Origin of the sequence: Chitinibacter sp. FCG-7 (assembly GCF_040047665.1) — a bacterium.
GTDB classification, from domain to species: Bacteria; Pseudomonadota; Gammaproteobacteria; order Burkholderiales; family Chitinibacteraceae; genus Chitinibacter; species Chitinibacter mangrovi.
The window spans coordinates 2,036,803-2,055,177 of the sequence record NZ_CP157355.1; the positions used below are offsets into that span (position 1 = coordinate 2,036,803).

Annotated in this window: 10 protein-coding genes, 3 tRNA genes and 1 other annotated feature; of the genes, 6 read left to right on the forward strand and 7 right to left on the reverse strand. The window is 56.0% G+C overall.

Going from position 1 to position 18,375, the window contains the following annotated elements; translation table 11 throughout:
* Nucleotides 1-2 precede the first annotated feature (2 nt).
* The 3 genes from ABHF33_RS09700 to ABHF33_RS09705 all read left to right on the forward strand — a co-directional run bounded on the left by ABHF33_RS09700 (nucleotide 3) and on the right by ABHF33_RS09705 (nucleotide 5,012).
* Nucleotides 3-2,135: a TonB-dependent siderophore receptor gene (locus tag ABHF33_RS09700; RefSeq protein WP_348943776.1), complete on the forward strand. Its 2,133-nt coding sequence runs from the start codon at nucleotides 3-5 to the stop codon at nucleotides 2,133-2,135.
* A 288-nt stretch (nucleotides 2,136-2,423) separates the two neighbouring features.
* Nucleotides 2,424-2,597, forward strand: coding sequence for a helix-turn-helix domain-containing protein (locus tag ABHF33_RS17015; RefSeq protein ID WP_432803932.1), 174 nt, complete (start codon nucleotides 2,424-2,426; stop codon nucleotides 2,595-2,597).
* Between the two features lie 42 nt (nucleotides 2,598-2,639).
* Entirely contained in the window at nucleotides 2,640-5,012 is a 2,373-nt protein-coding gene (locus tag ABHF33_RS09705; protein WP_348943777.1) for a DNA polymerase II, read from the forward strand.
* A 408-nt stretch (nucleotides 5,013-5,420) separates the two neighbouring features.
* Here ABHF33_RS09705 and ABHF33_RS09710 read toward each other — a convergent pair.
* From ABHF33_RS09710 to ABHF33_RS09735, 6 genes are all read right to left on the reverse strand, one after another.
* Nucleotides 5,421-6,640 (reverse strand): IS3 family transposase gene (locus tag ABHF33_RS09710; RefSeq protein ID WP_348943778.1). Its coding sequence is split into 2 segments (ribosomal slippage): nucleotides 5,421-6,361 and nucleotides 6,361-6,640, totalling 1,221 coding nucleotides; the frame shifts between segments, so codons are not numbered across the junction.
* Nucleotides 6,249-6,365: a sequence feature (AL1L pseudoknot), on the reverse strand. Its footprint overlaps the gene before it by 117 nt.
* 47 nt (nucleotides 6,641-6,687) lie before the next feature.
* Nucleotides 6,688-7,257, reverse strand: coding sequence for a hypothetical protein (locus ABHF33_RS09715; RefSeq protein WP_348943779.1), 570 nt, complete (start codon nucleotides 7,255-7,257; stop codon nucleotides 6,688-6,690).
* A gap of 239 nt (nucleotides 7,258-7,496) precedes the next feature.
* Nucleotides 7,497-8,201, reverse strand: a complete 705-nt coding sequence (locus ABHF33_RS09720; RefSeq protein ID WP_348943780.1) for an SIR2 family NAD-dependent protein deacylase — start codon at nucleotides 8,199-8,201, stop codon at nucleotides 7,497-7,499.
* A 550-nt stretch (nucleotides 8,202-8,751) separates the two neighbouring features.
* A tRNA-Met gene (locus ABHF33_RS09725) sits at nucleotides 8,752-8,827 on the reverse strand.
* Between the two features lie 89 nt (nucleotides 8,828-8,916).
* Nucleotides 8,917-8,992, reverse strand: a tRNA-Met gene (locus ABHF33_RS09730).
* Nucleotides 8,993-9,097: 105 nt separating this feature from the next.
* Nucleotides 9,098-9,173 (reverse strand) — tRNA-Met (locus ABHF33_RS09735).
* Between the two features lie 105 nt (nucleotides 9,174-9,278).
* Between ABHF33_RS09735 and ABHF33_RS09740 the strand changes: the two genes are divergently transcribed.
* The 3 genes from ABHF33_RS09740 (at nucleotide 9,279) to ABHF33_RS09750 (ending at nucleotide 11,308) form a co-directional block, all read left to right on the forward strand.
* On the forward strand, nucleotides 9,279-10,136 hold the full coding sequence (locus ABHF33_RS09740; protein ID WP_348943781.1) for a threonine/serine exporter family protein: 858 nt from the start codon (nucleotides 9,279-9,281) through the stop codon (nucleotides 10,134-10,136).
* An 11-nt stretch (nucleotides 10,137-10,147) separates the two neighbouring features.
* Nucleotides 10,148-10,606 (forward strand): threonine/serine exporter family protein, encoded by a 459-nt coding sequence (locus ABHF33_RS09745; protein WP_348943782.1) that lies wholly within the window; start codon nucleotides 10,148-10,150, stop codon nucleotides 10,604-10,606.
* Between the two features lie 96 nt (nucleotides 10,607-10,702).
* A complete protein-coding gene (locus tag ABHF33_RS09750) occupies nucleotides 10,703-11,308 on the forward strand; it encodes a histidine phosphatase family protein (protein WP_348943783.1) in 606 nt (201 codons plus the stop codon).
* A gap of 121 nt (nucleotides 11,309-11,429) precedes the next feature.
* Here the strand turns inward: ABHF33_RS09750 and ABHF33_RS09755 are convergent, their stop codons facing one another.
* Entirely contained in the window at nucleotides 11,430-18,311 is a 6,882-nt protein-coding gene (locus tag ABHF33_RS09755) for a putative Ig domain-containing protein (protein ID WP_348943784.1), read from the reverse strand.
* Nucleotides 18,312-18,375: the final 64 nt, after the last annotated feature.

Below are 18,375 nucleotides of genomic sequence, written 5' to 3' on the forward strand. Positions count from 1 at the left end.
GTATGAAGCAAGTGAAATGGAGAGTGCATCCGCTGGTGCTGGCCTTATGCGCAGCAGGCATGACAATGAGTGCGGGGGCCGTGCTGGCCAGCGATGCTGCGCTATTGCAGGAGGTGGAAGTCGCGGCCGAGACGGCGGCGCAGGAGCGGAATGCGGGGAACTGGTCGGTGGGTGAAAGCCGTGCGGCGACCAAGACCACCACGCCGCTTAATGAGCTGGCGCAAGCGGTCAGCGTAGTCAGCCAGGCGCAGATCGAAGCGCAGATGCCGCGCACGATTGCGCAGGCGCTGGACTATGCGCCGGGTGCGTATTCAGGCCTCTTTGGCAATGCCATGCGCTACGACTACGTGGCCTTGCGCGGTTTTGCCGATACCAGCATGGCCAATACCACGCTGGATGGCATGCGGCTGATGTCAGATGCGGGCAGCTTTAGCGCCTTCCAGATTGACCCGTATTTTGTCGAACGGATCGACCTGGTGCGCGGGCCGATTTCGGTGCTGTACGGCAATGCCGCGCCGGGCGGCATGGTGGCGCTGATGAGCAAGCAGCCGCAAATGGCCAAGCACAGCGAAATCCGTCTGGAGCTGGGCAGCCACAATACGCTGGGTCTGGGCTTTGATCTGGCCGGTGGCCTGAGCGATACCTTGAGCTATCGCCTGACCGGCTTGGGGCGCGAAGCTGACAGCATGCAGGATCACGCCAGCGAAAAGCGGCTGGTGATCATGCCGCAACTGATGTGGCTGCCGTCGGAAAATACCGCCTTGCTATTGCAAGCCTACGCGCAGAACGACCCGGAAGGCGGGTATCACAGCGGCACGCCGTATGAGGGCTCGGTGATTGCACACGCCGGACGCAAAGTGAGCCGCGAGTTTTTTGACGGCGAGCCGAACAAGGATCAATTTGACCGCGAACAGCGCATGCTGGGCTATCAGTTTGCCCATCGTTTCAACACGGCCTGGCAAGTGCGGCAGAACGTACGCTACACCAACTCGGATTATGTCTCCAAGCAGTTTTATCAAAGTGGCTGGAGTAGCGATACCGAGCTATCACGGGGGTATAGCTTCTCGAAAGAGGAGCTGAAAGGCCTAGCGGTCGATACCCGTGTGCAAGGCACATTTGCTACGGGTGCGCTGATTCATGATGTTGTCGCCGGGCTTGATTATCAGGGGCGCAAAAATACCGGCTTCTGGGGCTGGGGCACGGTGGCGGGCATTGATGCCTTCCAGCCGGTGTACGGCAACACGACGGTTAGCAATATTGGCAAATCGAACTGGGTGCGTGAATTCAGACAGCTGGGCTACTACCTGCAAGACCAGATCACATTGGGTGCGTGGCGCTTGACCGGCGGGATTCGCTACGATCGCGCCAAGACCTCCACGCTGGATACCGACACCCAGAGCAAAACCGAATGGGACGGCGGCGAAACCAGCCGTCGCCTGGGCGTGCTGTATTTGTTCGACAACGGCCTGGCGCCGTATGCCAGCTATAGCGAATCGTTTGACCCCAGCAGCAATGTCGATGCAGCCGGTAAAGTTCTGCAGCCATCGCGTGGCACGCAATGGGAAGTGGGCGTGAAATATCAGCCTAATTCCGCCACCATGCTGACCGCCGCGCTCTACGATCTGCAGCAGAAAAATGTTGCCCGCATGGTGCCCGGCCAAGGCCATTTTGAATCAGTCGGCACGGTCAAATCGCGCGGGCTGGAGCTCGAAGGCCATCTTGCCCTGAGCAAGCAATTCAATCTGCAGGCGGCCTACACCTATAGCGATATGACCATCCGCAATGGAGAAGCGCAGGCCGAAGGCAAGCGCCCGCGCCAATCGCCAGAGCAGCTGGCATCGGCATGGCTGAACTACACGCCCGTCACCGGCGCCCGGATCGGGGTGGGCGCGCGCTATATCGGCAAGAGCTACGCCGATCTGGCCAACACCATGACCGTGCCAGCCGTCACGTTGTTTGACCTGTCGGCCAGCTTCGATCTGGGCGCCTGGCAAGGCCAGCTAAAAGGCGCCTCAGTGCAAATCAGCGCCAATAATCTGTTCGACAAAAACTATGTGGCAGCGTGCTACGGCGAAAATTATTGCTACTTCGGCAATGAGCGCAGCGTCAGCACCTCGATCAAATACAGCTGGTAAAACTCAAGCCCGAAGACCCACAAGTCTTCGGGCTTAACGCCGCGTATTGAATGGAGTGGCTGGGCAGGATGTATGCTGGGGCAATGGTCGCAATTTTGAGTGTTGCGATTAGGGGTATATGGCTGTAGGCATTGTTAAATAATGTTTTTGATAACATACTCATGGGGCACTCAGCTTGACGATGGTTTTCCGGCACTGGTGTAAGATGGCAACTATAGTCGTTTTGGGCCAAACAAGGACATCGTCGACGAGGTAAAACGGGTAGGTCTGTTTGGCGATCGATTTACATTGGTCGAAGTCGCAGAGTCTTGCGGGATAAACCGGATGACCTTGTCGAAAATTGCGGGCCAAAAAGACTGCAGCACGGTCACCGATCATATTGATAAGCTGTGCGCTTATTTCGGGTGCGAGGTTGGGGATTTGCCTGTCTATGTACCCACAGACGAAGAGCACAAAGACTAAGCAGACTATCCAGATAATTGAAACAAGGCCATATCCCAGAGCATGCTTCAAAAGGGATTTCTTCTCACTCGCCAATGGCGCGATACCGCGGCTGGGATCGAGCTTGATTTTTGGCTGGCAACTGATCATGGGCCACGCCACGTGCGCTTAACACATCAGACTTCAACCGCCTTTATTCCTGCCTGCCAGCGCGAGCAGACAGAAGCCATCTTACGCAACAAGAAGCATGGGCAGATGCGAGGCGCGGAGTTGCGCCCGCTTGCGCTGTCGGACTTTCAGCATCGAACAGTACTTGGCCTTTATACCCATCAATACAAGCATCTGGGCAAGCTCGAGAGGCAATTGCGTCAAGCTGGCATTGACGTCTACGAAGCGGATATTTTTCCTACTGATCGCTACTTGATGGAGCGCTTTATCACCGGGCCGGTCTGGTTTCATGATCAGCCCGACTGTGAAGTTAGCGTATTAAATAGCGACCTTAAACCTGAGTCAGGCTATCGCCCCCAGCTACGCTTGGTCTCGCTCGATATTGAAACCAGTGCTCGCGGCGAGTTGTATTCGATTGCGCTAGAAGGCTGCGGTCAACGGCAGGTGTATATGCTTGGCCCGCAAAACGGGGAGGATCAGGAGTTTGATTTCACGCTCACCTACTGTGAAAGCCGCCCTCAATTGCTGGAGCAATTAAATCGCTGGATTGTGACCTATGATCCAGACGCCATTATCGGCTGGAATCTGGTGCAGTTTGATCTGCGCATTCTGCAGCAACACGCAGAGCAATATCGCATCCCGCTGCGCCTTGGGCGCGACGGCAGTGTCATGGAGTGGCGAAAACATCCCCAGCAAGAGCATTTTTTTGCCAGTGTGGCAGGCCGGCTGATTATTGATGGCATTGAAGCGCTGAAATCCGCCACCTGGAGTTTTCCATCGTTCAGTTTGGAATATGTATCCCAAACCCTGCTTGGCGAAGGCAAGGCCAGTGACAACCCTTACCAGCGCATGGATGAGATCCAGCGCCGTTTCGAGGAAGATAAACCCGCGCTGGCAAAATATAACCTCAAAGATTGCGAACTGGTTACGCGCATTTTTGCGAAAACAGAGCTAATCCCCTTTCTGCTCGAACGTGCGACAGTCACTGGCCTACCGATAGACCGAAGTGGTGGTTCAGTCGCGGCATTTACCCACCGCTATCTGCCATTGATGCATCGCTTAGGCTATGTGGCACCGAATTTGGGCGATATTCACGGGCAACCCAGCCCGGGTGGGTTTGTAATGAATTCGCAGCCGGGGCTTTATGATTCAGTGCTCGTGCTCGACTATAAGAGCCTATACCCCTCAATTATCCGCAGTTTTCTGATAGACCCTGTGGGCCTGATCGAAGGCATGCTTCATCCTGAAGATGAGTTTTCGGTGCCGGGCTTTGTGGGGGCGCGCTTCTCGCGTACCAAACACTGTTTGCCTGCGATTGTCAGCCAAATCTCGCAAGGACGGGAAGACGCAAAGCGTGAATCCAATGCGCCGCTGTCACAGGCGCTGAAAATCATCATGAACTCGTTCTATGGTGTGCTTGGTTCTAGTGGTTGCCGATTCTTCGATCCTCGCCTTGCGTCGTCGATTACGATGCGTGGGCATGAAATCATGCACAAGACACGTCAGTTGATCGAACAGCAAGGTTATACGGTGATTTACGGCGATACCGATTCGACCTTCGTTTGGCTAAAACATGCCCATTCAGAGGCGCAGGCTGCGGACATTGGCCACCGACTAGCGAAACACATTAATCACTGGTGGCAGCAACATTTGCAATCGCAATTCGGTTTGGAAAGCGCACTCGAACTGCAATTTGAGAAACACTATTGCCGCTTCTTTATGCCCACAATTCGTGGCACCGAAGAAGGTAGCAAAAAGCGTTATGCGGGGCTCACCCTGCGCGCCGATGGCACGGATGAAATTGTCTACAAGGGGCTGGAAACCGTACGCACCGATTGGACGCCACTGGCCCAGCAGTTTCAGCAGGCGCTATACGGGCGTATTTTTAGGCAGCAAGCTTATCAGGACTTCGTCAGGGAATATGTTGAGCGCACATTGAATGGTGAGTTTGATGACCTGTTGGTTTATCGCAAGCGACTGCGCCGGCCAATAGCCGATTACCAGCGCAACGTACCGCCCCATGTTCGAGCGGCGCGAATCGCGGATGAGTACAACCGACAGCATGGTCGCCCTCAGCAATATCAAAACGGCGGGTGGATCAGCTATGTGATAACGGGCGCAGGCCCTGAGCCGCTCGAAGCCCGGCACCAGAAAATTGATTACGAACACTACATTACATCTCAGCTCAAGCCGATTGCCGATGCGATACTGCCATTGCTTCAGGATAACTTTGATAACTTAATCAGTCGCCAAAAAAAGCTATTCTGAGTCACTCATGCGAACAGAAAGTTTGGTCGATGCGTGCCGGTTGGCAAAAATAAAAGACCGCAACCAATCAGATTGCGGCCATTGAGCCTAACTATCGTACTTGTGCTGTTCGGCCTTAGCAGCCGCCGGAGAGCTTCGTGTATAAAACTCCAAAGTAACGCTTTGCGGCAGTTGGGTTGACCGATGGGTTAGTCATCTGACCTATTACTTAGTGCGATTGAGCTCGCTAATAAATGAACCTGGCACTTGCGGCAGCTCATTACCCTCCTTCAGTACTCCGATTAGTCCAGCGTCAATGACGACTTGGACACCTTGCGGAAGCGCCATGAATTTAATCAAGTCAGGGCGATCAATGGCTAATTGATAGAGTGAATCGCACCGGGTTTCGCGGAGGCTATTTGATTTGAGTCAGACCAACATGGCCTGCTCGCTTTGGTTACGATAATAGTTTGCTTCTGCTTCCGCAGGCGGGATATGGCCAATCGACCCAAGCAAACGATGATGATTGAACCACGAAACCCATTCCAATGTCGCTAGCTCCACAGATTCTAGGCTTTTCCACGGACCTAAACGATGAATTACCTCCGCTTTGTAGAGCCCGTTAATCGTTTCAGCTAGTGCATTGTCGTAACTATCACCGGTCGTCCCTACGGATGGCTCAATACCTGCTTCAGCCAATCGTTCGGTATAGCGAATCGACACATATTGCGAACCACGGTCGCTGTGATGAATCAGCGCCTCACGCTCTGGCTGTCGCGCCCACAACGCCTGCTCTAATGCATCCAGCACAAACTCAGTGTGCATGCTGCGACTGACTCGCCAGCCCACGATATACCGAGCGAACACATCAATTACAAACGCCACATAGACGAAGCCTTGCCACGTCGATACGTAGGTAAAATCCGACACCCAAAGCTGATTCGGTCGTTCGGCGACGAATTGACGATTTACATGGTCTCGAGGGCAAACGGCAGCAGAATCTGAATAGGTCGTTCGTACTGCTTTGCCACGAGTGACGCCGCGCAGACCAAGGCTGCGCATCAAGCGTTCAACGGTACAACGCGCCACCGTATGTCCATCACGTTTGAGCTGCCGCCAAACTTTTACGGCACCATAAACCTGATGATTCACTTTCCAGACGCGCGCAATTTCACTGCTCAGTTGCTCATCACGAATGGCTCGTTGGCAGCGCAACGCTGGATTGCGCTGCTGAGCGACATAACGTCGATAGGCAGACGGGGCGACCTGTAAGAGTTTGCAGATCGGCTCGACCCCGTGCTGCTCACGATGGGCATCGATGAATCCCCTGATTATTTCAAGCGGCGGTCGAGCTCCGCCTGTGCGAAATACGCACTGGCCAGGCGCAGAATTTCATTGGCCTTTTTAAGTTCGCGCACCTCACGCTCCAACGCTTTGATGCGTTCGCTCTCTGCTGCGTTTTTGTTGGCTGGAACGGCGTCGCCACCTTGTCGACGGCACCATGTGCGCAGCGTTTCGGGCGTGCAGCCTATTTTGCTGGCAATTGAAACGAGGGTTGCCCACTCTGATGGATATTCAGCGCGGTGTTCAATGACCATGCGAACAGCGCGTTCGCGGATTTCGGGGGAAAATTGAGTTGATTTCTTCATGGCACCATTCTCTCAAGAATTGGAGCCTCCGCGAAACCCGGTGCGATTCAGAGTGAGATTTTTGCAAAGTTCTTTGGATCTTGAGATCCCTTATCGTCGTTCAGGTCCGACAGCCACCATCCTGAATCCAACTCCTTTGGATCAATCCGACTAAACAAGATATGCTGGATTTTCTTGTAGTTTCGATGAACAACTACACTTTGCTGCAGGGAGGGAAATGACAGCGACTGGCTTGGTGAAAAACTTTCTACCGTATCTTTCTGAGACCGCAGTTGTTTCAAGGTGCTATCGATAGAATCAACAAATTGGATGGGAACCGACTTCATATCCGGCTCCATGATCTTGAGCGTCCCGTTTGACGTAGCCTCTAGCTTGGTTAACATCCAGCCCACTTGCATGGTTTCGCCACTTTTGAACCGCTCGCCAGCAGCTACCCTTTCTTCCAAACCGTTGAGAAACCAAACGATATCCACACGAGGGATCGTAGTACTGGTAACTTGAATTTGAAACTCCGGATGGCCGAATTGTTTGCACTTCGTTGTTGCGTAGGTATCTGCGACAGCAGCCTGCGTAATACAGAGAGAAAGCAACGATCCGAAAAGCGAACGAAGTATCATAGAGGGTCCTAAGATGGCTAACTTGATATAAACACCTGTACTGGCGTATTTCTGGTTTCTGGTTTGTCTGGTTGTGGCCGACTGCCGTCAGCTGACTATTGATTGTCACCGTGTACCGTAGCTGACGCAAAAGTAAGTTGCATGCTGTCTTTCGTTTTTGATTTCAGCCCAAGCTCTGCGACTTAGGTCGAACGTACTATCAGCCTAGATCAGTGAATGTATTAGCCTGTGAGGTTCCATCAATCTTTATTGGCCTCCAAAGAGGTTATCCAATCACAAACACCTTGCTGCGCTGGTGCAGCAATACACTCCGCACCATATTGACGTGCAGAATTGGGAATATTGGGGTCGATCATCACGATGCGCGGTAGTCGTTGCATCGAGCGGATTAGATAAATCGGGTCGACAACGTTCAGGCTAGTGCCAACGACGACAAAAATATCATCCTCAGTTAAATTGCTAGCAATTTGATAGAGGGTTTCGTATTGAGGCGCTGGCTCACCAAAAAAGACAATGCCCGGTTTAGTGATGCCACTGCCGCAGGCGGGGCAATCATCTGCTTGGAATGCCTCATCGCCAATGTGCCAGTAATGCAAACAAGCGGCACAGGACATTTGATCCACCTGCCCATGCAGGTGGATGACGTCTTGAGTTCCCGCTTTTTCATGGAGTAAATCAATATTGGTGGTGATGACCGTGACGGGCGTTTTCCGCTGCAATTGCGCGATGGCGGCGTAACCAGCGTGCGGTTGTGCGTCGCCATATTGAAGTTTCCGAGCATTGTAGAATTCACGCGTTAGCTCACGGACGTTCTTGTCGAGGCGATAGCGATCGAAATTGCAGACCAGATTAATATCATGCTTTTCCCACAGGCCATCACTCGCACGAAATGTTGGCAATCCCGAATCAGCTGCCATGCCTGCGCCAGTAAAGAAGTAAATCATGCGTGTGCCCTATCGATTGATCGCACCATTGTAAACTGAATGGTTATCCATCCACATTTAAGTCGAGGCGATGAAAATGGGATGCTTGTTGAATACGCTTGCATCGCCAAACAGCCCGTATTTATGCAAATGAAGGGGCCGAACGACAGGTGTGATTAAACCATCTCGGCGGAGTAGAGAAGTCACGACCGTTAAAAGCTACCCATAGAGGCTGGCAGAGGGGGCTTCTGTCCGAGCCGCCAATGGGCTCCCTGAATGCTCCCCAGTAACCCAGCAATGAAACTCATCCGAGCCAACATGGCTAAATACCGAAAATAAATAAAGTACTTTTATGTCCCAGGGCAGCATTTTTCGGTGATGTCCAAACGGCGAAAATGTGGCGTGCGCTGTAAAAAACGGCACAGGTGGGCGAAGGTCAAAAATGGCCTATTTCATCATGGTGCGTGTCACAGATTTGGCACAGAAAACGTCACAAATCGAGTCTGTGACCTTTTTGGCAAATTTTGGACGAAAAAAAAACCTAGGCTTGAGGCCTAGGTTTTTTCATTTTTGGTTGCGGGAATAGGACTCGAACCTATGACCTTCGGGTTATGAGCCCGACGAGCTGCCAACTGCTCCATCCCGCGTCTGTTTGCTATTTATTGGTCGACGCATCCAATAAATTCCCAGTTTCTATCATCAACGTCACAAGAAAATGATTGGAAACTGGCGGTTTTGGTTGCGGGAACAGGACTCGAACCTGTGACCTTCGGGTTATGAGCCCGACGAGCTGCCAACTGCTCCATCCCGCGTCTGTACTTGGCGATCAGTATTGCTACTGAGAAAAACCACTTGCTGCGTCACACATTGTCACAGCGACTAAGTTGCACATCGAAGCGATTTTTGAGGAATTTGTCTGGTTGCGGGAACAGGACTCGAACCTGTGACCTTCGGGTTATGAGCCCGACGAGCTGCCAACTGCTCCATCCCGCGACAGAGGGGCGAACTATATAGCCCAAGCAGTCCAGTGTCAATTTATATTTACTTTTCAGGGTTTGAACGGTACTTTTACCGCCGAGTGCTCGGTGGTGCGCTTTGATGCGCGGCAAGACTGGCGCGAGCGATTTGGCCTACAATCGCTGCATTCTTGTGCGTGCGGGTGCGGCGATCATGCAGACCATTTCCACTTCTCCGGTGTTGCCGCTGGACGAAATTCTAGCCCTGGCGCTGGACGCCGGGCTATTGATGCATCAGTCGGGCGCGGGCACGCACCGCACGTCATCGGCGATGCAGCGGATTGCCAGATCGTTGGGCGCGGCGCGGGTGGAGACGATGATTTCGTCGACCAATATTGGCGTGACGCTTGAGCGCGCTGGCGAGGCGGGCAATGAAACGCATACCGCCTTTCGCAAAGCGCCACATATGGGGGCAAATTTTGCGACGCTGTCGGCGGTGCGCCGTTGGCTGCACCAGCTGGAGCAGGGCGAGCTTGATATTGCTACCGCACGGATTCAATTGGCCGCTATTGCCCAGCGGGCGATTCACTATCCACGCTGGTTTGTCACCATTATGGTGGGTATCTCTTGCGGGGCCTTTGCTGCATTGTTTGGTGGCGATATACCTGCAATTTTGTTTACTACGCTGGGGGCCACTTGCGGGATGGCGGTGCGCTTTGCGCTGGTGCTGCGGCATTTCAAACCGTCGATTTTCGCCACGGCAGCGAGCTTTGTCGCGCTGCTATTGACCGGCCTGCTTGCGCAGCAAGGTAGCGCCACGCCGGATGCGGCGCTGGCCGCATCGGTGCTGTTTTTGATTCCGGGCGTGCCGCTGATTAATGGTGCGTCAGACCTACTCAATGGCAATTATCTGAATGGCATGGTGCGCTTTACGATGAGCGCGGTGATTATCTTTGGGATAGCAGTAGGGGTAAGTATTGCCCTGCGGCTGTTGAATTAAAAGGGCTGGCGATGAATACCTGGTTGCTTGAGCTATGGGCGGCACCGGCGGCGCTGGGATTTGCGCTGCTATTTAATGTGCCGCCGCGTACTTTGCTGATGTGTGGCGTGTTGGCAATTGCCGGGCATGCGTGCCGTAAGCTGGTGATGGTGGGCGGCGGCGATATTGTGCTGGGCACCTTGTGTGCCGGGCTGCTGATCGGCTTTTTCGCCGAATGGTGGGGCGCGCGGCGCGACGAACCGGGGGCGATTTTTGCGGTGAGCGCGGCGATTCCGATGGTGCCCGGTACTTATATGTATAAAGCGGTACAGGGTTTGCTGGGGATGGCCACTTTGCCGCATGGCGCAGATGGCACGCAATTATTGGTCAGTGCCGGAGTCAGCGGCATTACCGCCTGTATGATTGTGATAGCCTTGGCCTTTGGCGTGGCGGCCCCGATGTTATTGTGGCCGCGTACGGCGCATCACTAGTTATTTCTTACGCTTGCCGCATGCGGCGGTGCGGTAGTTTAAGTGGCGGCTGAATTTCTGTGGGGAAATTCAGCCGCAGGTTTTTTGGGAGTGTTGATGTCTCGTACGATTTATTTACTGCGTCATGGTCAAACCGAGCTCAATGCCGAGCGCCGGATGCAAGGCCATTGCGATTCGCCGCTGACCGAGCTCGGGCAAGCACAGGCGCGCGCGATGGGAGCGGTGCTGCGTCGACAGCTTGGCGATGCTCGCGATTGGCACGTTATCGCCAGTCCATTAGGGCGTGCGATGCAAACCGCCCGTTTGGTCTGTGAAGAGCTAGCACTGCCTGCCGAGGTGATTCAGGCCGAACCGCGCCTGATCGAGGTGGCGTTTGGCGAATGGGAAGCAGCGCAGGTTGAGCTATTACATGCTGAAATTCCGGTGCTGGCTACGCTGCCGAATTGGCACTTTAATGCCCCCAATTGCGAGCCATACGAAGCCGTGCTAGCGCGGATTGAGCAATGGTTAGCCGATCCCCTGTTGCCACACCAGCTCATTGTGGTCGCGCATGGCTTGCTCGGGAAAATCCTGCGCGGCGTGTATGCCGGTTTGGATTTTGACGCGCTGTGGGCTCAAGATATGCCGCAAGAGGCGTTTTATAAATTGCACAATGGCGAGTTGTTGCGGATCGAGTGCACACTACCCGTTCAACGTATTTGAATGTATTTGAATCGGTAGTTTCACGGCAATGCAGGCCGTGGAGCCCGATTGCCATGAATGATGGGGCGACAACTGTTGTCCAGCAAGGCCACCATAGATCAGCCGCAACGCGTTTAGTTTTTTATAGCCAGCCTTCAAATTGAACCACAGAGCCTATTGTTTTGATGGCCTCTGCACTGTTGGCAATCTCTACCGCTAGCCAATCACGGTTTAGCGTTTGCTGCTCTAGCTGTTGCACATGCGCATTCTGCTCACCTTGCGTGGCAGCGCGCCCCAGCGTGTTTTGATATAAGGTCTGCACATAGGCAGCATTGCCTAGGGCTGCCAGTCCCGGATTTTGGGAATGGAACCAAGCGAAAATCTTTTCTGCTGTCATGCTGCCAGCTTGGTAGGCCGCCACGGCCTGAGTGCCTTCCTGCCATTCAGTCATGCTCGCATCTCGGTTCAGGTAGACCTGTACCAGTCTGGCCAGCGTGGCTTCGATACCATTGCGCGCGAGCACCACGGTCTGCTGGCTGTCAAAGGCCAGCATTTCAGCATTCTGCAAACTGAACATCGCTCCATCGCTATAGCGGGTAATTTCCAGTGCGTTACCGTTCTTACCTAGGTGATAATCGCTGGCCTGACCTTGCAACTGCAGCACATCATGACCTGCATTGCCGTCAATCGTCAGACCCAACCCCATCGCTAGATAGCCTTGCTCGTTGGCTGAGCTTCCTACAAAGCGGGTGCTTGTGCTGATCTTCAGAATGTCGGGATTTTCTTCCGCAGTATGTACCTCGCCATAGCTTACTTGCAGATCATTGCCGCTGGTGAATTTGATGAGTTCAACATCAATCAATCGCTCGATTTCACCGAGCTTGTGGGTCAATACCACGGTGTTGCCTTCGGTACTGATCGTGTAGTCGTTACGGCCACCGCTCATCAGTGCCGTATCTTGGCCTAGGCCGCCATTGAGATGGTCATTGCCACTACCGCCACTGATTGTGTCGTCGCCAGCGCCACCATAAACCACATCATGGCCAGCCTCGCCATGAATCTGGTCATTACCGCCCAGCGAGCCAACAGTGTCGTTCCCCGCGCCGCCATGAATCAGGTCGTCGTCGGCTCCGAGCACCATAAATTGGGTTTGACCATCGCCGACGGCTGTATTCTGGCCTGCGCCGCCAATGGCACGAACTTCACCAATCACGGTGAGAAACTCGATGTCGTTGACCAGAATCACTGTACCTTTGGGTAGTTTACTGACATCAATAACCAATGCCTGCTGACCATCTTCTGGCCGATTTGAGCCTGTGATGATCAGCGGTAAGGCTGGTACGCCTGCCCCGGCAGGTAGTGTTGGGGTGATACTCTGGATCAGTAATCGCTCATCCGTTGGCAAGCCGCTTAAAAATGTTTTGAGCTCGGAGACAATCTGCTCGCGCGTGAGTGGATCATCTGATAGTGCGCGGGTAATGGCATCGCTCAGGGTACGATCAGCTGCAGCCGGGTTTTGTACGGCAGGTTGTCCGCTAATGATCAGACCAAAGCCTGCGGGCAGGCCGAGCTCCAGCACTGGCTGCCCATTGCCGTTTTTAAACAGCGGGATCTCGACATGCGAGGACGGCGTACCAGGGCGTTTATCAGGGATGACCGGAATGGTGATGACCTTGCTGCCATCGCTCTGCGTGACTTCGGTGACGGTTATGCCGTCGAAAGTGCCGACGGGTATCGGTGTTGGAGTTGGCGCGGGCGGTGACGGGGTAACGGTATTGATGCTGTAATTGGGCGATGCCACAGTGCCGCTACCGAGATTGCCCGCTAGATCATTCACGCCAGTCAAGTTTAGTGTGATGATGTTGGTGCTGTCGCTGATTTCGGCAGTTGGGGCGAAACTTGCAGTCCAGGTTTTTCCGCCATCATTGCTGCTCAGAGTGCCAAGCAGGCCATTTTCAATGGTGAGGTCGCTAGCGTCCAGACCCGTGATGGCTTCGGAAAATGCAAAACTGACCGATGCCACTGTGTCCTTGCCAAGGCTGTTGCTGCTGATGCTAACTGTCGCACTGGGAGCTTGTGTGTCGAGTGCATAGCTTTGAACTCTCTCCGGGCCGGTATTGTCAGCTTGATCGCTAACGCGCACGCGCAGTGTGTTATTGCCTGTCAAATTAATACTGTTCGACCAGGCCCCTGTCGCCGTATCGAGCGTGTCGGCCACTTGCCAGCTGCTGCCGTTATCCAGCGAAATCTGCACCGTATCAGTGGCGCTGAGTGCGCCGGTGATCAGGCCGGACAGTGTCTGTGCGCTGGTGCGGGTGACAAAGTCATTGGCGGAGCTGCCCGTATCGCTGGATAACTGCATGCTGGCAATGCTCGCCGTGGGGGCCTGGGTGTCCACAAGCAGCGCCGCATTGGCGCCGAGCGAGCCGCTTGCGCCGGGTGCCGGCAGGGTCAGGATGGCATCCATCAGTGCGGCATTGCGGATGCTGGCGCCATTGAGCGCCAGTGCGCCGGCAGACTGCACATCCAGATCCAGGCTTTCGTCGCCTGCCTGCACGGTATAACTGAAACTGAGGGTATTGCTTCCCGAGCCGCTCGTGTAAATGGCCTTGCGATCAATACCCCCGGTTTCCAACAGCAGGCTTGGCGTACCGCCGGCGGTGTTTACCGTGACGATCTGGTCGAAGGTGACGGTCAGCGTGAGGTTGGTGCCAGCCTTGTAGCTGCCATTGGCGCTGGTGGATTGCACACTGAGCACTTCCGGATTGAGCGGGGTGATCGCCAGCGCGAAGCTGTCGCTGACGTTGCCGCCGTGGCTATCACTGGCCATCAGCTCGATGTTCAGCGTGCCGATATCGCCGTCATCGGGCGTGCCGCTGAAGGTGCGTGTGGCGGCATCGAAGCTCAGCCAGGCCGGCAGCGCGCCGCCGCCAGCGAGTTGTGCACTGTAAGTCAGCGCGTCGCCGGCATCCTCGTCGGCAAAGCTGTTGCCGGCAAAGGTGAAGCTGAACGGCGTGCGGGCGCTAGCGTTCTGGTCGGCGATGGGATTGGCGACGCTAGGGGCGTCATTGGTGTTAGCGACCGTCAGCGTGAAGGTATCACTGATGCTGCCGCCGTTGCCGTCAGTCGTGATCACGTCAATGCTCAGGCTGCCGACATCACCGTTGCCCGGCATGCCGCTAAAGGTACGCGTGGCGGCATCAAAGCTCAGCCAGGCCGGCAGTGCGCCACCACCGGCGAGCTGCGCGCTGTAGCTCAGCGTGTCGCCGGCATCGATATCGGCAAAGGCATTGCTGGCGAACTGGAAATTGAAGACCGCGTCTTCGCTGGCATTCTGGTCGGCGATGGCATTGGCGATGGTCGGGGCATCGTTGGTGTTGGCGACCGTCAGCGTAAAGGTATCACTGATGCTGCCGCCATTGCCGTCAGCAGCGATCACGTCAATGCTCAGGCTGCCGACATCACCGTTGCCCGGCGTGCCGCTGAAGGTACGCGTGGCTGCATTGAAGCTCAGCCAGGCCGGCAGTGCGCCACCACCGGCGAGCTGCGCGCTGTAGCTTAGCGTGTCGCCGGCATCGATATCGGCAAAGGCATTGCTGGCGAACTGGAAATTGAAGACCGCGTCTTCGCTGGCATTCTGGTCGGCGATGGCATTGGCAACCGTCGGGGCATCGTTAGTGTTGGCGACTGTCAGCGTAAAGCTATCGCTGATGCTGCCGCCATTGCCGTCAGCAGCGATTACGTCGATGCTGATGCTGCCGACATCGCCATTGGCCGGCGTGCCGCTGAAGGTGCGCGTGGCGGCGTCGAAGCTCAGCCAGGCCGGCAGTGCGCCACCGCCGGCGAGTTGCGCGCTGAAGCTCAGCGTGTCGCCGGCATCCATGTCGGCAAAGGCATTGCTGGCGAACTGGAAGTTGAAGGCGGTATTTTCAGTGGCATTCTGGTCGGCGATGGCATTGGCAACCGTTGGGGCATCGTTGGTGTTGGTGACTGTCAGCGTAAAGCTATCGCTGATGCTGCCGCCGTTGCCGTCAGCAGCGATCACATCGATGCTGATGCTGCCGACATCTCCGTTGGCCGGCGTGCCGCTGAAGCTGCGCGTGGCGGCATTGAAGCTCAGCCAGGTCGGCAGTGCGCCACCGCCAGCGAGTTGCGCGCTAAAGCTCAGCGTGTCGCCGGCATCCATGTCAGCAAAGGCATTGCTGGCGAACTGGAAGCTGAAAGCGGTGTCTTCGCTGGCGTTCTGGTCGGCGATGGCATTGGCGACCGTCGGTGCGTCGTTGGTGTTGGCGACGACGAGGCTGAACGTGTCGCTAGCGGTCGCGCCACCACCATCGCGGGCGATGACATCAATCACCAGAGTACCGACATCGCCGTTGGCCGGCGTGCCGCTAAAGGTACGCGTGGCGGCGTCGAAGCTCAGCCAGGCCGGCAGTGCGCCGCCGCCGGCGAGTTGCGCGCTGTAGCTCTGCGTATCGCCGGCATCGACATCGGCAAAGGCATCGCTGGCGAACTGGAAGTTGAAGGCCGTGTCTTCGCTGGCATTCTGGTCAGCGATGGCATTGGCGAGGGTGGGGGCGTCATTGGTATTGGTGACGGTCAGCGTGAACTGGTCGCTCACAGTGCCGCCCGCACCGCCGTTGACGGCGGCAATGACTTCGATGGTGAGCGTGCCCACGTGGTCGTTCAGTGGCGTGCCGCTGAAGGTTCGCGTAGCGGCATCAAAGCTCAGCCAGGCGGGCAGCGCAGCGCCGCCGGCGAGCTGGGCGCTGTAGCCAAATACATCGCCAATATCCGGATCAAGGAAGGTATTGGCTGCAAAGGTAAAGCTGAGTTGGGCGTCCTCGGCAATACTCTGGTCGGGTATCGAATTGGCCAGCGTTGGCACATCGTTGATCGAGGTTGCCACCACCACGCTGGCCGTATTGGCCCGGCCCTGCTCACTGGCGTCTTGCGGCGTGAGCGTGAAGATGGTCTGCACCGTGACGCCAACGACGACCTGGTTGGCCGTTGGGTGGAACACCAGTGCGCGCAGCGCCGCGTTGAGGTCGGCCAGCGCCATGCCACCGGCGGCCAGCACATAATCACCAGCACTGCCCGACAGCCCTGCGCCGCTGAGTGTGCCGTTGGCGGCCTGATAGGTGATGCGGATGCTGCCGCTGGCCGAATCGGCATCGCTGACGGTGAGGTTGGCAAAGGGCGCAATGCTGGCGTTGTCGCCGATGGCGCCCTGGGTCATGAAATGGCCAGCCAGCGTGGGCGGCAGATTGCCGGGTTGGTTGAAGGCCTCGGCATAGGTCACGACCGAGACTTTGCCAGCGGTGGCGAGGCCTTCCGCGTTGTAGCTGGCCTCGGTGAGCCAGGCCGCTACAATGTTGCTGTCGGCGCCCAGTGTGGGGCTGCCAGCCAGCTTGCCCGCGTCGCCAACAATCTGGAAGGTGCTGCCGCCAGCAGGCTGGAAGCCATCAATGAACCAGGCGGTATTGCTGGAACCATCCGCGCCGCTGATGGCGAGCATGTCACCCGAAACCGATTTGCTGACCGATTTCAGCCCGGTCAGCGGCAGCACATCACGCACCAGCTGACCCAGGCTGCCATCGGCGCCGAGCGTCTGCAGATGGTAGGCACTGCTGGTGTTGCCGACGCCGGAGGCTGCATCGTTGCCGAACAGGTCAAAGCCGCCGCCATACATGGCGGTAATCAGCGCCGGCGCCTGGTAGTAGGCGGTGTCGATGGTGGCGACAAGCTGATTGGCGGCATTCCACAGTTTGACCTGGCTTTTGGTGTAGACATCGTCGGTGGCCACCGGAATGGCCAGATTGCCGTGCTGGTCTATGGCCGCACCCGCTATGTAGGGGGTGTGCGTGTCGGTATCAAAGGTGGTGCTGATCGTTGCGCCATTCAGGCTGCCATTGGCGTTGACGCGCTGGAAATTCAGCGTCTGGTAATTGTTCAGCGTCCACAGGACGACAAAGCCGCCATCGTCGGCCGCGAGCACCCTGACGTCGGGATTGAGGGAATTGGTCAGCGTGGCTATCGCAGACAGGCCGACGGCAGTGCCGGTATTGTCGTACATCTGGATGGCGTAGCCGTCATTGGAATATGACGCGACGACAAAGCCACCATTTTTCAGTGCGACCAGATTCGCGCCATCGTTGGTTTGCAGGTTGGCATCGGCATTGTGGGTAATGCTTGCATTATTGTTGACCACGCTAGCCACATTGCCGCTGAGCATTCTGGTGGTGACATTGCCCGCGCCATCGACAAGGGCAACCTGTAGGTAATCGAGGTTGGGCATGTCGTAATACTGGGCATGCGTATTGGCCAGCAGCACGGCGCGACCGCCATCGGACAACTCGACCACGCCCAGCACATTCAGCGGTGTCGTACCCGGTGTGGCCGATATGTAGTCGTTGCCGTTGGCAATCTGCACCTGCGCACTGGCGGCAGGTGCCGTGGCCAGCGTGTGGCCATACTCGGCCAGTGCCTGCGGGGCGTTCAGCGCGGCCGCACTGCTCAGGCTACCATCGGCCAGTGCCAGCACTTCCAGCGTCCAATCGCCGCCCAGCGCTTGCGCACCGCTCGGGTCATCCGATGCGGCAACCTGCAGGCCGGTTTCCTGCGCCAGCCGGCTGACAAAGGCTTCACCCTGCAGGCCGCTGGCCACATCGCAGCCATACAGCGCCAGCAGGCCATCTTGGCCTAGGCTGTCGGCCATTGCGGCGAGTTGCGCGCGGCTTTCCGGCTGTGCCAGCGCACGGGCATCGAGCACGCTGCTACCCAGCGTTACCCGTCCTGCGTTACCATGTGAAAAGACGTGAGCCACCGACATGCTGGGCGTATTAGCCAGTGTGTAGCTGATAATCTCTAGTCCATCGTGATCGGCAGGAATCGTAATCACTGACATAATCGGTGACAGTGCTGCTACTAGCTGTTCGTAATCGGCTAGCCGGGCATCAACAAATGCAATATTGCGCAGTAAAGGCTGATTTTTCTGGCTTGCAGTATGGATTTGCATATTCATTTGATACCCGGTTATTGCCGTAGGGCGTTGTGTTTAAAACTGTGTTCTTGAACAACTGATCAAT

Excerpts from the sequence above, each read along its gene's own strand:
- ABHF33_RS09720 (WP_348943780.1), bottom strand. The coding sequence starts at position 8,201 with ATGATTTACTTCTTTACTGGCGCAGGCATGGCAGCTGATTCGGGATTG.
- ABHF33_RS09705 (WP_348943777.1), top strand. The coding sequence starts at position 2,640 with ATGCTTCAAAAGGGATTTCTTCTCACTCGCCAATGGCGCGATACCGCG.
- ABHF33_RS09740 (WP_348943781.1), top strand. The coding sequence starts at position 9,279 with ATGCGCGGCAAGACTGGCGCGAGCGATTTGGCCTACAATCGCTGCATT.
- ABHF33_RS09745 (WP_348943782.1), top strand. The coding sequence starts at position 10,148 with ATGAATACCTGGTTGCTTGAGCTATGGGCGGCACCGGCGGCGCTGGGA.
- ABHF33_RS09755 (WP_348943784.1), bottom strand. The coding sequence starts at position 18,311 with ATGAATATGCAAATCCATACTGCAAGCCAGAAAAATCAGCCTTTACTG.
- ABHF33_RS09750 (WP_348943783.1), top strand. The coding sequence starts at position 10,703 with ATGTCTCGTACGATTTATTTACTGCGTCATGGTCAAACCGAGCTCAAT.
- ABHF33_RS09700 (WP_348943776.1), top strand. The coding sequence starts at position 3 with ATGAAGCAAGTGAAATGGAGAGTGCATCCGCTGGTGCTGGCCTTATGC.
- ABHF33_RS09715 (WP_348943779.1), bottom strand. The coding sequence starts at position 7,257 with ATGATACTTCGTTCGCTTTTCGGATCGTTGCTTTCTCTCTGTATTACG.